Raw genomic sequence first — 12,317 nt, forward strand, 5'->3', positions numbered from 1 at the left:
AAAGGCGAATATCCATGGACGCGCAAATCCCGGCACCGGCCGAAGTTCAGTCTCTGGTCGAATTTCTGTCCGCTGTCGAGCCGTTGTCGCTCTTTACGCGCGACGAGCTCGAGCGCCTCGCCGCGCAGGCGGTGCCGCGCACGTTCGCATTCGGCGACACTGTATGCAGCCGCGGTGAGCCTGCCGACGGACTTTTCGTGGTGCGAGCCGGCACGGTGCGTCTTTTCATCGAGGAGCACGGCAAGGAGACGAGCCTCGGCGTGCGCAAGGCGGGCGAGGCATTCGGCGAGATTGCCATGTTGCGCAAGTATTGGCACGAGGCCTCGGTGCGGGCCTCATCGAAGGCCGAGCTGCTGTTCATTCCGCGCATTGCGATCGAGGCTGCGCTTGCCGGCAACGATGCCGCGCGTTCATTCGTGACGAGTTACGTGGCCCTCAGCTCCGCCGGCGGTTTTGTCGCACGGCTCTTCGATTTGCGCGGCAAGCTGACGCGCGCGGAGCTTGCGGAGTACGTTTCGAGCGTAGGTGTCAAGCGTGTCACGGCGGGCAAGGCCATCCTCGAGCAGGGCTCTCGCGAGGACATGCGGCTTTATGTCGTGCGCCAAGGCGAAGTACGCGTGACATATCGCGCGGACAGCGAGGATTATCCGCTCGCCACGCTCGGCGCCGGCTCGGTTTTCGGTGAGCGCGCTTGCGTGCTGCGGCAGGAACAGCAGGCCACGGTGACGGCCGTGACGGAAGTGCGGCTCATCGTCATTCCGGAGAAGACCCTGCACTTCATGCTCGAGCGCAACCCGAAACTGCGCGAAGTGCTCGAAGAGCGCATTCGTTTCATGGACCGCGAGCTGCAGCGCCACAAGCTTCTCGCCGAGCGGCGTAAGCGGCCTGTCACGCTCGATCTCGGCGCAAGCGACGAATTCGGTGCGAAGCTCATCAAGCGCTTTGCACTTGTCGAGCAGGCCGAGGAGATGGATTGCGGTGCCGCCTGTCTCGCGATGATATGCCGCCATCACGGTATTCCGATGACACTCGGCAAGCTGCGTGAGCTCGCCAATGTCACGACACAAGGCGCAACGCTCGACAGCCTCGCGCGCGCGGGGGAATCGCTCGGCTTCACGGCACGCGGCGTGCAATGCACTTACGAGGCAATGCGCGGTTTCGATTTGCCGTTCATCGTGCACTGGGAGGGCTATCACTACGTCGTCGTCTATGGTGTCTCGAAGCGCTGGGTGCGCGTCGCGGACCCGGCGCTCGGATTTCGCAAGCTCACGCTCGAGGAGTTCGAGCGCGGCTGGAGCGGCACGTGTCTGCTCCTCACGGCCGGCGAGGCGAGCACCCGAGGCGCGGCGTCGCGCTCGCCATGGGTGCGCTTCGTCGGTTATCTGAGGCCGTACAAGAAGATCCTCGCGCATCTTTTTCTTGCGACGTTCGTCATTCAGGTGCTCGGCGTCATCCCTCCGCTCATCATTCAGAACATCCTCGATGGCGTCGTCGTTCATCAGAACGTGAGCCTGCTCAATCTGCTGATCGTGGGCCTCGTCATTTCGAATCTGTTCACCCAGCTGATGTCGACGATTCGTGCGTATCTCTCGAATTTCATGGTGCGCAGCCTCGACTTCTCGATGATGTCGCAGTTCTTCAAGCACACGATGTCGCTGCCGCTCGGGTTTTTTGCAAAGCGAAAGACGGGCGATGTCTTCGCACGCTTCCAGGAGAACCAGACGATCCGCGCATTCCTGACCGAATCGACGGTGACGACCGTGCTCAACCTACTGATGATCGTCATCTACTTTACGGTGATGTTTCTCTACAACGTGCAGATGACGTTGCTCTTGATCGCCTTCGTCGTGCCTATCATGGCCGTGACGGCGATCGCCACGCCGAGGATCAAGCGTTTTGCGCGCGATGTGTTCGCGGCTTCGACGGACGCGAAATCGCTGCTGATGGAGGCGCTTGGCGGCATCGAGACGGTGAAGGGCATGGGCATCGAGCGGCCAGTGCGGCTCAAGTGGGAGCGCAAGTACGCGAAAGCGCTCGACGTGCAGTACCGCGCCCAATCGTTTCATATCCTGGTTGCGTTCGGCAGCCAGTTGCTCAATGCCGCCACTACGATCGTGATCCTTTGGGTTGGCGCGAAGCTGGTGCTCGCACAGGAGTTGAGCATCGGCCAGTTGATCGCGTTCAACGCTTTCATGGGTAGCGTGCTCGCGCCGTTGATGGGGCTCGTGGGGCTGTGGAGTCTCATGAACGATGCGGCGGTGGCAATGGAGCGGCTAGGCGACGTGCTCGACATCGAGCCCGAGCAAAAGCCCGCCGAATGCGCGTCGCGCGTGCTGCTTCCGGATCTGCAGGGCGATATCAAGCTAAGCGGCGTCTATTTTCGCTACGGCAGCAACGAAACACCCTATGTGCTCGAGAACATCAGCTTCGACATCAAGCCGGGCGAAATGGTGGCAATCGTCGGCAGAAGCGGCTCGGGCAAGACGACGCTCGCGAAGCTGCTCGTGGGTTTCTATACGCCGACCGATGGCAAGATCGTCGTCGACGGCTACGATATGAACAACGTCGATCAAGCGTATTACCGCGCGCAGATCGGCTACGTCATGCAGACCAATCTCGTGTTTTCCGGCTCGATCGCCGAGAACATCGCGTGCGGCGATGCAAGTCCGGACCGGCGCCGCATCGAGGAGGTCGCGAAGATGGCGGACGCACATGCGTTCATCAGCAAGATGCCGCTCGGCTATGAGCAGATCGTCGGCGAGCGCGGCGTGGGGCTATCGGGCGGGCAGATCCAGCGGCTTTGCATCGCGCGTGCGCTTTATCACAACCCGAGGTTGATCGTATTCGATGAAGCGACGTCCTCGCTCGACACGCAATCGGAGAGCAACATCCTCGCGAACATGCAGGAGATCCTGGCGGGACGCACGGCCGTCATCATCGCGCACCGTCTGAGCACGATCATGCGCGCCGACAAGATCCTTGTGCTTTACGACGGCGCGATCGTCGAAGACGGGCGGCACGATGAACTCGTGCAACGCAAGGGCATGTATTACCAGCTGGTTCAGAAGCAGTTGATGTGATGGACAAGGCCCACGCTAACCTGGATAGCTGCCATGAAACTCTTCAATCCTGTCGGTCTCGGCAGCACGACCGTCTCCTACGCCGGCCTTTTGGAGAAGATCGAGATTTTCCGCTCGATGCTGCGCTGGGCGCCCAAGCTCGAGCGCGGCGATATCGAGAAGCTTCTCAATCAGGCCAACACGCTGCGCGACGATGTCATGCAGCTCTCGCGCAAGGAGCGTTTCGTGGAGGCCGCGGAGCTCGAGCCGCACGCCGTCAGCGCGCCCGAGCTCACCGCTCGCATGCGCAAGCAGGCGCTCATCGATCGCAGCTTCATCTTCGAAGGAACCTTCGGCGACAATCCGACGCTGCTCGCGGCGCTCGAGATCGCCGAAAAGGCCGCGCCGACGGACCTGCCGGTGCTCATCGATGGCGAGAGCGGCACGGGCAAGGAACTGATGGCGAAGGTCATTCATGCAAACGGCTCACGCCCGGACAAGCCCTATATCTCCGTGAACTGCGGCGCCATTCCAGACAATCTGCTCGAGTCGGAACTCTTCGGCCATAAGAAGGGCGCGTTCACGGGGGCGTCGAGCGATCGCAAAGGCAAGTTCGAAAGCGCGCATACCGGCACGATCTTTCTCGACGAGATTGGCGAGCTGCCGCTCAGCGGCCAGGTGAAGCTCTTGCGCGTGCTCGAGGCGCATGAAATCCAGCGTGTGGGATCGGACGAGACGATCGCGGTCGACACCCGCATCGTCGCAGCGACCAACCGCAACCTGCGTCAGATGAGCGAGCAGGGCCGCTTTCGCGAGGATCTCTTCTATCGGCTGAGCGTGATTCACCTGACGCTCCCGTCGTTGCGCGAGCGCCGCGACGAGATTCCGCTGCTTTTCTCGTACTTCGGTGACGAGGCGGCGGAAGTGCTCAAGCGTCGGCCTGTCAAAATGACGCCGAAGCTGCGCGAGTTTCTGCTCAACTACGCGTATCCCGGCAACATCCGCGAGTTGCGCAATCTCATCTATCGGATCTCCTGTCTCGCCGGCGACGTGGCTGATCTCCATCACCTGCCTGAGGACATTCGGCCGCGCGAACAGCTTGCGCTCGCCACGGTTTCAGCGCTCAACCGGGATGCGGATAGCGGCGAGGGCATTCAAAGCACATCGGCAGTACCGATCTCGCTCTCCGAGGCAAAGCGTGCCGCGAGCGATGAGGCCGAACGCGCTTTTCTCGAACGCGGACTGCTGGAAACGGGCGGCACGGTGGCCGAGCTCGCGCGACGCTGCGAGATGAATCGTTCGCATCTGCAAATGCTGCTCAAGAAGCACGGCATTCGATCGAAGGACTTTCGTCATCAGAGCGGCACCGCGTCCGGGAAGGGCGAGGGCCCGTTATAGATAGGCGTGAACCTGCGCACCGCTTTCACCTTCGTTCACCCGTGCGGCCGGCCGTAGCCGTTACCTCGCGACGGAAGGATTGACGAGCGTCCGGTCGGTGGCACCGGGATCGTCGACGCGTATCACGATGACGGATACGTTGTCGCGACCGCCTTCTTGCAGCGCCATATCGACGAGCGCGTGCGCGGCCTCGACGCAGTCGCTTCGCGCAAGGGCCAGGGTGAGCGCGATGCTTGTGTCGCCGACTTCGTTCGTGAGTCCGTCGCTGCAAATGAGGAGTACGTCGCCATCGCACAGATCGACACGCGCCTCATCGAGCTCGAGCCAATCCGCCGCACCCACAGCGCGCGTGATCAAGTGATGCGCCGGATGATTGCGCGCTTCTTCGCCCGTCAGATAGCCCTGTGCTCTCAGTTCTTCGACCTGACTGTGGTCGCGCGTGAGCTGCTGCAGCCATGCATCGCGGTAGTGGTAGACGCGGCTGTCGCCGGCCCATAGCAGGGCACAGCCGCGTCCGCTCGCGAGGCACACTGCCACTGTGCTGCCGATCGCGCGCACGCGCCGCAGCGCCGCTTGCTCGCGCAGCTTTAGGTTCACCGACTGAAGCGCGTCGCGCGCCGCCGCAACGAACTGCGCGAGGCTGTCAGGCTCGGGAAGCGCCGCGAGTGCATCGACGACCAGGCGGCTCGCCACGTCTCCCGCCGCGTGCCCCCCCATGCCATCGGCCACGGCCCACAGGCCACGCCGAGGCATATCGAGGCAAGCATCCTCGTTGACGTTGCGTACCAGGCCGACGTCGCTGCACGACGCCGATGTCCAGATGAGTTCGGTTGCCATGAGCCACCGCCCGTGAATCGTTTCAGCCCAGCCCGTTCCTGCCGTTTTCACCCGCGACGACGGTGAGATTCGAATTCGAGCCCGCGTTGTTCACATCGATATTCTGAAACTGATTGACGATTTGATTCGCGTAGAACGTGTTGTTGGTTTGATAAAGATTGACGACGGGGCCGATACTCGGCACGGGCGGCGCGAAAGGCTGAATCCAGCCGAACACCCAGGGTGCGCCGGCGCCGCGGATGAGCGACATCGCGTGACGCGGCATCTCCCGCGTCGTGTTCAAGTCGGTGATCGTGATGACGGCCATGACCGTTCTCCTTCGTATTGCGGTGGCGGGTGCTTAGGAACGATACGCGGGCGGGCGGATGACCGCCACGCGCTTCTCGCCTGATCATGCAAGCCCCATACCATGAGGCCCTGGGCGCGCAATGCGCGGCAGGCTCGTCGTTGGAAGCCCCGTCAGGCAAGCCGCTGGCGCACGCGGCTCCATAGCCGTCATTCTCCTGCCGTCTTCTCGCCCGTACGAGGTGTCGGGACACGCCCGACAACGACGCTGCGGCAGTGCGTGCCGAACCAACACTAGAGCGCGCCTGCCGGGCAATCGTCGATATCGATCGATGGATGCCCGCACACCAACACAATGCCGCGTGAAATGTTGGGTCGAGCCAGACGGTTCGCCTCCCGTCATTAGCAGTGATATCCGCACAGCGTTGCTCCGTAAGGCTCTGCTCGCATTGGCATAGTCGATGCAGATTAGTCGGCAACAGGCAAACCCTTTCGCACCTTGGACTTGCCGACATCACTCAGACGGACGAGCGCCATGAACACCCACCTCCAATCAGCAGAAACCGAATACGCCCTCGGCGCTCATTTGGTCTCGCGTCGCGCCGGCTACAGCCATCACGGCATCTACGTCGGCAACGGCAACGTCGTTCACTACGCAGGTTTTTGCACGACCCTCCATCGCGGTCCGGTGGAGGAAGTGTCGCTCGAACGGTTTGCCGCGGGTCATGGGATAGACGTCATCGATGAACCGAACGCCCGCTACGCCGGCCTCGAAGCCGTACAACGCGCGCGCTCGCGCCTCGGCGAAAACCACTACAGGCTGCTTACCAACAACTGCGAACACTTTTGCACATGGTGCCTCGAAGGGGCGGCCCGCAGCGAACAGGTCCGTGCGTGTGCGCGGCATCCGGCCGTTGCAATGCGCGCGATGACGGGCATGTATCGCGCCTTCATCGCAGCTCGCCGTCAGTACCAGGCGCCGAGCGACATCGGCCGCATGGCGCTCGCAGCGTGAGCGCAAGACCATCCACCCACCACTGACACCCGCACCAGAGTGCCCGCCGCCGAACCGACAGGGAGACGACAAATGAACTCCGACCAGGCATGCTCTGCCACAGCGCTTCGTCAACTCGTCGACAAGTGGCTCGCGCCCACGCCGTCCGTACCGGCTCGCGTGAGGCGCATCGGCCGCATGGCGCTGGCCCGGCATCGTTACGTTCTCGTTGAAGCCGCGCATACTACGGGCACGCTCTCGATCTTTTTCTTCCGCCACGACGACGGCTCGTGGTGCGTATTCCCGCCTGCCATTGCACGGCCTGCGATGTTGCGACTCGCTGCTTGATTCAGGCGTGGCCGGAGTTCGAGTGTCGGGTATTTCCGTGCGGCTGCACGCGCTAGCGCAACAGCGTAGTGTGCATGCGCAGCGCGCCCGTGCCGGCGAATGGCTCGACTGATTCAGCCTTTTCGACGACGGTTGTCTGAGGAAAACCGGTGAATGTCTGCCGACGCGTGAATAGCGTTTGATGGGCTTGAACCATCGAGCCGCCCGTGATGGCGGACATCGCTTGCCTATCGAGCTCGACGCTCTCCGGGAGATCGTGAATCACGAGCATGGCCATGGGGACTCCGCGCGACAAAACAGCGTGACGATGCGTCGGCGCCTCCGAGGCCAAGCGGCCGTGCAAGACGCACAACGTGCCATTCAGTATAGGAGGTGATTCGGGCACTCGCTGGCCGAGCGCGGCGACGAAAAAAAGCAACCGAGACGGCACAGTCTCGATTGCCTTGATCGACGAGTACGGCCGTCGGCTTACAGACGGAAGCCGGTACTCGCGAACTGCGACGGATTGACGTTGAACTTGAGCGGGCCCAAGTCCGCGCCGATGACGCCGTTGTTGTTGAGAGCGTTGACGACGACAGCCTGATTCTGTTCGATGTTCTGGCTCACGCCGACCGTGACATTGGCGATGGGGCCGAGCCCCGCGAGCCACGAATTGGTGCCGCCGCGAATCCGGGACATGACCTTGCGGTCGAGTCCCGAGTCGGGCGCCAACTCGCGAATGATGATGGATGACATGACATTACTCCGAAAAAGGGTGTGGGCGGGGCGCAGAGGCGGCGCGCGGCCGCCGGCCACGGAAGCTTGGCGCCTCCATGGCGGCGAGGCTCGCACGATCAGAAATTGATCGTGTTCGAGGCGGTTTGCGTGGGCTTGACCGTCGAGTGGATGCCGCTCGCGAAGGCGACGTTGTTGCCCGTGTTGTTCACGATACTGTTCGTTTGACCGATGACCTGCTGCGCACTGAAGTTGGTCGTATCGGTGACATGCACGGGCGAGTACGACAGCGGCCAGTAATAGCCCAGTGTGCCGCCGCGCACTGCGGACATTGCACGGCCGTCGAGTTCTTTGGCGACGCTCAGGTCTTCGATCATCAGCGTTTTCATGACAGTTCTCCAAAAGATTAGGCAAAGGGACTTCGAGGATAGTGAGCTGCAAGTGTTGCGGGCTCGGGTCTCTTACTGCACAGGCTATGCCAGGCGCGCGACGCAGGCGTTCCGATTGGGCGGAAAACGCCTCCGGCTAAGCCTTTGCTGGATTTCGACCGGGTTTTTCGCACGGCGGGCGATAGCGCATTGCGGCCGGCGGTGATGGTCGCGTGCCGACACACCGCGCTCACCTGTTGTTCGGCGGGCAACAGCTGTGTGTTGCTTCGCACGCTGAGTTCGGGCACCGATTGCGCAAGGTCTCGGCGCAGACTAGTATCGATCGACGAGCGCGCGTTTGGACTGGCGTGAAGACACGGCGAAGCGTCGCGTACGTTGGAAAAAAGCGTTGTTTAGAAGCCTGAGAGGCGCATGCATGACGAGCCTTGCGGAGCTGATCGAGACCTTCCGAAGGGGTGCGTTGTCGCACGACGCGTTCATCATGCAGATCGATCGCACGCTGGCGCTCGACCACGCCAACTGTGCGCGGCTGCGTGAAACGCTCGACGAAACGCAGACCAAAGATCCGCTGCCCGACGACATCTATGCCGAGCTCATTCGCCACATCGAACGGTTTGCGGGCACGCAAGCCGGTTTTGGCGATGAAACGCGCGTGCAGGTGGCGTCGCCGCCGGTGAGGCGTGCGGCGTCGCCGAACTCCGCGGTCGAGCCCGCCGAGGGCACGTTCGAGCGTGCGAAGGGCATCGGCGACACGCTCAACGGGCGCTTCGTACTCGAGGAATGCCTTGGCGTGGGCGGCATGGGCACCGTCTACAAGGCACTCGATCTGCGCAAGCTCGAAGCTGCCGATCGCAAGCCGTATATCGCGATCAAGGTGTTGAACGTTCAATTCCGCGGCCAACCCAGTTCGCTCATCGCCTTGCAGCGCGAAGCGCGCAAAGCGCAGACGCTCGCGCATCGCAACATCGTCACCGTCTACGACTTCGACCGCGACGGGCCGATCGTCTATATCACGATGGAGTACCTCTCGGGAAACCCGCTCAGCAAGCTGCTGCGCGAGCCCGGCTTTGCGGGCATGCCCTACGAGAAGGCGTTGCCGGTCATCGCGGGCATGGGGCGCGCGCTCGCTTATGCGCACGAGCGCGGCTTCGTGCATTGCGACTTCAAGCCTGCCAACGTGTTTCTCACCGATGCCGGCGAAGTGAAGGTGATCGACTTCGGCATCGCGCGTGCGCTCACGCGTCCCGACGAAGAGAGCGATGTGACGGTGTTCGATCCGGCAACGCTTGGCGGCATCACGCCGGCCTACGCGAGCCCCGAAATGTTCGAGCATCGCGAGCCGGACCCGCGAGACGATGTCTATGCCCTCGGCTGCGTGACCTATGAGCTGCTGACGGGGCGTCATCCGTTCAATCGCGTATCGGCCATCCAGGCGCGCGGCGAGAAGCGGCAGCCGGAGCGCCCGAAGGACCTCGATCGCCGGCAGTGGCGAACGCTGAGCGAGTCGTTATCGTTCGATCGTGCGACGCGCACGCCGAGCGTCGAACGGTTTCTCGAGGGCATGGGCGTCCGGTTGCACGCGCCGCCATCGCCGCCGCGGCCATCGCGACCTTCGCCGCCCGTCAAGGCCCCGCAACCGGCGGGAGCGCCGCAGCCTTCGCGGCAGGCGATGCGTCGCTTGAGCCCCGCCGTGTGGAAGGGGGCGAGCGTTTCGTTAGCTGCACTGATCGCAGTTGCGGCACTTTGGTATGGCTACCGCGAGTGGTCCGGCCCGCGCTCCGGCAGTGGCCAACCGCAACCGCCAGCCGTGGCGAAAACGCACGCATCGCCACCGACACCCGCGCCGCTGTCGCTTGCAGCGGTGACCCCGGTGCTCGCCGCGCAGCCGTGCTCATCGTTGAGCGCATCGATCGACGGCAACGCGTTGCACGTTCGAGGCTATGTCGAAGGGCACACGGGCGTCACGCGATTGCGCGATTCGCTTGCGCGATTCGCCGGAGCAACGGCGCCGAGCATCGACGTGCAGCCGGTCGGCGAGAACAACTGCGACGTGGTGACAGCGTTGGCGCCGTACTGGACGTCGACGCATCAAGCGGGCGGTGTCGCCGCGGGCACATCGATACGCACGAAGGCTCAGAACGGACAACTGACTGAAGGCAGCCCGCTCGTGCTGGACGTGACGACACCCGGCTATGACACGTATGTCAACGTGGACTACTACGTGCTCGACGGCAGCGTGGTGCATCTCGTGCCGAGCCGTCGAGCAAAAGACAACCAGGCGCCGCCGAACTACAAGGCGACGATCGGAAGCATGGGCGACTGGGTCATCGGCAAGCCTTTCGGCACCGAGATGATCGTTGTCGTCTTGACGCCCGCACCGCTTTTCGACACGATGCGGCCGGATTCGGAACCGCGTGCGGGCTATCTGGCCGCGATGAACGAGCGCTTGAAGCAGATCGGCGAGAAGTACGGACCCGCGCGTATCGGCGTCGACTACGCGCAGATCACGACGCGCGCGGGGCATTGAGCACGGCTCGAAATCGCCAAGCAGCGACTTCCGACCGGCCAGACGAACCGGCTGGAGCCATCCGGTGTCGGGAAGCCGCGCCCGTGCGACATCGTCCACGGCGGACAAGTCATCTACGTAATTCTACGTAGCACCCCTAAGTAGTTATGCGCTTGCGGACGACGTACCGACCGCGAATACTACGCCCGTCAATCGCACCCGATTTGCATAAGGACAGGCCAGCTCCTCAAAGCAAGCTTCGCGTTTGGCTCGATTCTGCCCACGATAGTTAATAAAAGACAACGAATGTCGGCCCGCAGCTGCGGAACGCCGCTCTATTCCTCGTCAGCCCTAAGGAGATGGTATGGAGACCTCCAGCCCACCACGCCGCGCGTGGTTGCCGTTGATTTTGCTGTTGCCTTATTTCGCACTGCTATGGCTGCCGTTCTATAACGGCGCGCGTCCTTCATTGCTCGGCTTTCCGTTCTTCTACTGGTACCAGTTCCTTTGGGTGCCCATTACTTCATTGTTGATGTACGCCGTCTACCGGAGCGCCAAATGACCGAGCCGACTGCGATCAACACCACCGCCCTCGCGATCTTCATCGTTTTCTTCGCGCTCATCACGGTGCTCGGCTTCGTCGCCGCGCGCTGGAAACGAGGCGACCTGACGCAATTACATGAATGGGGACTCGGAGGACGCCAATTCGGCACTGTCATCTCCTGGTTCCTCGTAGGCGGCGATTTCTACACCGCTTATACGGTCATTGCCGTGCCCGCGCTCGTTTATTCGGTGGGTGCCTATGGCTTTTTCGCCTTGCCCTACACGATCATCGTCTATCCGTTCGTGTTCGCCGTCATGCCCAAGCTCTGGCAGGCGTGCCAGAAAGGCAATCACATCACCGCGGCCGACTACGTCCAAGGCGTGTTCGGCGGCAAGTGGTTCCCGGCAGCGATCGCCGTGACCGGCATCGTCGCCACGATGCCCTACATCGCGCTGCAGCTCGTCGGCATGCAAGTCGTCATCAAGAGCCTCGGCGTCACGGGCGAGTTGCCGCTCATCGTCGCGTTCGTGATTCTCGCGCTCTATACGTATGCAAGCGGCCTGCGCGCGCCCGCGATGATCGCGTTCGTGAAGGACATCATGATCTACATCGTCGTGATCGTCGCGATCTGCTGGATTCCGGCCAAGCTCGGCGGCTACGGCGCGCTGTTCGACACGGCGGACAAGTACTTCACGGCCAAAGGCGGCGCAACGGGCATTTTGCTGAAGCCGTCGCAGTTCACGGCTTATGCGACGCTCGCGCTCGGCTCCGCACTGGCGGCGTTCATGTATCCGCACACGCTGACGGGTGTGCTCTCGTCGAGTTCCGCCGCCACCGTCAAGAAGAACGCGATTTTCCTGCCGGCCTATACGGTGCTGCTCGGCTTGATCGCGCTGCTCGGATACATGGCGATCGCCGCGGGCGTGCACGTGAAGTCGCCGTCCGATGTGGTGCCGACGCTGTTCCTCACGTTGTTCCCGTCGTGGTTCGTGGGCTTTGCCGCCGCGGCCATCGCGATCAGTGCGCTGGTGCCGGCCGCGATCATGTCGATCGGTGCGGCGAACTTGTTCACGCGCAATCTTTATAAACCTTTGATTGCGCCGAACGCCACGCCTGAAAAGGAAGCATCGAACGCCAAGCTGGTCTCGCTCGTCGTGAAGTTCGGCGCGCTGCTGTTCATCATCGCGCTGCCCACGCAATATGCGATCGATATGCAGCTGCTCGGCGGCGTATGGATCCTGCA

The 12,317-nt window shown here is 62.5% G+C and carries 12 protein-coding genes; 7 read left to right on the forward strand and 5 right to left on the reverse strand.

Features of this window, described 5'->3' with window-relative positions; all coding sequences use genetic code 11:
- Nucleotides 1-14 precede the first annotated feature (14 nt).
- Nucleotides 15-3,080 (forward strand): peptidase domain-containing ABC transporter, encoded by a 3,066-nt coding sequence (locus tag VGL01_RS14580; protein WP_331570472.1) that lies wholly within the window; start codon nt 15-17, stop codon nt 3,078-3,080.
- Between the two features lie 33 nt (nt 3,081-3,113).
- Nucleotides 3,114-4,457 carry a sigma-54 interaction domain-containing protein gene (locus tag VGL01_RS14585; RefSeq protein ID WP_331570474.1) on the forward strand — a complete coding sequence of 448 codons (1,344 nt, stop codon included), beginning with the start codon at nt 3,114-3,116 and terminating at the stop codon, nt 4,455-4,457.
- A 60-nt stretch (nt 4,458-4,517) separates the two neighbouring features.
- Here the strand turns inward: VGL01_RS14585 and VGL01_RS14590 are convergent, their stop codons facing one another.
- Together VGL01_RS14590 and VGL01_RS14595 are read right to left on the reverse strand one after the other, a co-directional pair.
- Complete coding sequence (locus VGL01_RS14590) at nt 4,518-5,294, reverse strand: PP2C family protein-serine/threonine phosphatase (protein ID WP_331570476.1); 777 nt, start codon at nt 5,292-5,294, stop codon at nt 4,518-4,520.
- Between the two features lie 22 nt (nt 5,295-5,316).
- The gene (locus VGL01_RS14595) at nt 5,317-5,601 is read right to left on the reverse strand and encodes a hypothetical protein (protein WP_331570478.1); all 285 of its coding nucleotides are present in this window, start codon (nt 5,599-5,601) and stop codon (nt 5,317-5,319) included.
- 513 nt (nt 5,602-6,114) lie between these two features.
- Between VGL01_RS14595 and VGL01_RS14600 the strand changes: the two genes are divergently transcribed.
- Both VGL01_RS14600 and VGL01_RS14605 read left to right on the forward strand, forming a co-directional pair.
- A complete protein-coding gene (locus VGL01_RS14600) occupies nt 6,115-6,594 on the forward strand; it encodes a lecithin retinol acyltransferase family protein (protein WP_331570480.1) in 480 nt (159 codons plus the stop codon).
- A 72-nt stretch (nt 6,595-6,666) separates the two neighbouring features.
- Nucleotides 6,667-6,921, forward strand: a complete 255-nt coding sequence (locus VGL01_RS14605) for a hypothetical protein (RefSeq protein ID WP_331570482.1) — start codon at nt 6,667-6,669, stop codon at nt 6,919-6,921.
- Between the two features lie 52 nt (nt 6,922-6,973).
- On the opposite strand, the gene VGL01_RS14610 is transcribed toward VGL01_RS14605, so the two are convergent.
- The 3 genes from VGL01_RS14610 to VGL01_RS14620 form a co-directional block, all read right to left on the reverse strand.
- Complete coding sequence (locus VGL01_RS14610) at nt 6,974-7,198, reverse strand: hypothetical protein (protein WP_331570484.1); 225 nt, start codon at nt 7,196-7,198, stop codon at nt 6,974-6,976.
- Between the two features lie 191 nt (nt 7,199-7,389).
- Complete coding sequence (locus VGL01_RS14615) at nt 7,390-7,656, reverse strand: hypothetical protein (RefSeq protein ID WP_331570486.1); 267 nt, start codon at nt 7,654-7,656, stop codon at nt 7,390-7,392.
- A gap of 98 nt (nt 7,657-7,754) precedes the next feature.
- Nucleotides 7,755-8,024, reverse strand: a complete 270-nt coding sequence (locus VGL01_RS14620) for a hypothetical protein (RefSeq protein WP_331570488.1) — start codon at nt 8,022-8,024, stop codon at nt 7,755-7,757.
- 415 nt (nt 8,025-8,439) lie between these two features.
- On the opposite strand from VGL01_RS14620, the gene VGL01_RS14625 reads away from it, so the two are divergent.
- The 3 genes from VGL01_RS14625 to mctP form a co-directional block, all read left to right on the forward strand.
- Nucleotides 8,440-10,551, forward strand: a complete 2,112-nt coding sequence (locus VGL01_RS14625; protein ID WP_331570490.1) for a serine/threonine protein kinase — start codon at nt 8,440-8,442, stop codon at nt 10,549-10,551.
- A 343-nt stretch (nt 10,552-10,894) separates the two neighbouring features.
- Nucleotides 10,895-11,092: a DUF3311 domain-containing protein gene (locus VGL01_RS14630; protein WP_173256069.1), complete on the forward strand. Its 198-nt coding sequence runs from the start codon at nt 10,895-10,897 to the stop codon at nt 11,090-11,092.
- On the forward strand, nt 11,089-12,317 hold a 1,229-nt coding region (mctP, locus tag VGL01_RS14635), incomplete at its 3' end, for a monocarboxylate uptake permease MctP (protein WP_331570492.1). The genes VGL01_RS14630 and mctP, both read left to right, overlap by 4 nt.

This window comes from Trinickia sp., assembly GCF_036503415.1.
Taxonomy (GTDB): Bacteria; Pseudomonadota; Gammaproteobacteria; order Burkholderiales; family Burkholderiaceae; genus Trinickia.

Coding starts and splice junctions, on each gene's coding strand:
- VGL01_RS14620 (WP_331570488.1), bottom strand. CDS start 8,024: ATGAAAACGCTGATGATCGAAGACCTGAGCGTCGCCAAAGAACTCGAC.
- VGL01_RS14595 (WP_331570478.1), bottom strand. CDS start 5,601: ATGGCCGTCATCACGATCACCGACTTGAACACGACGCGGGAGATGCCG.
- VGL01_RS14605 (WP_331570482.1), top strand. CDS start 6,667: ATGAACTCCGACCAGGCATGCTCTGCCACAGCGCTTCGTCAACTCGTC.
- VGL01_RS14600 (WP_331570480.1), top strand. CDS start 6,115: ATGAACACCCACCTCCAATCAGCAGAAACCGAATACGCCCTCGGCGCT.
- VGL01_RS14630 (WP_173256069.1), top strand. CDS start 10,895: ATGGAGACCTCCAGCCCACCACGCCGCGCGTGGTTGCCGTTGATTTTG.
- VGL01_RS14610 (WP_331570484.1), bottom strand. CDS start 7,198: ATGGCCATGCTCGTGATTCACGATCTCCCGGAGAGCGTCGAGCTCGAT.
- VGL01_RS14625 (WP_331570490.1), top strand. CDS start 8,440: ATGACGAGCCTTGCGGAGCTGATCGAGACCTTCCGAAGGGGTGCGTTG.
- VGL01_RS14615 (WP_331570486.1), bottom strand. CDS start 7,656: ATGTCATCCATCATCATTCGCGAGTTGGCGCCCGACTCGGGACTCGAC.
- VGL01_RS14590 (WP_331570476.1), bottom strand. CDS start 5,294: ATGGCAACCGAACTCATCTGGACATCGGCGTCGTGCAGCGACGTCGGC.
- VGL01_RS14580 (WP_331570472.1), top strand. CDS start 15: ATGGACGCGCAAATCCCGGCACCGGCCGAAGTTCAGTCTCTGGTCGAA.
- VGL01_RS14585 (WP_331570474.1), top strand. CDS start 3,114: ATGAAACTCTTCAATCCTGTCGGTCTCGGCAGCACGACCGTCTCCTAC.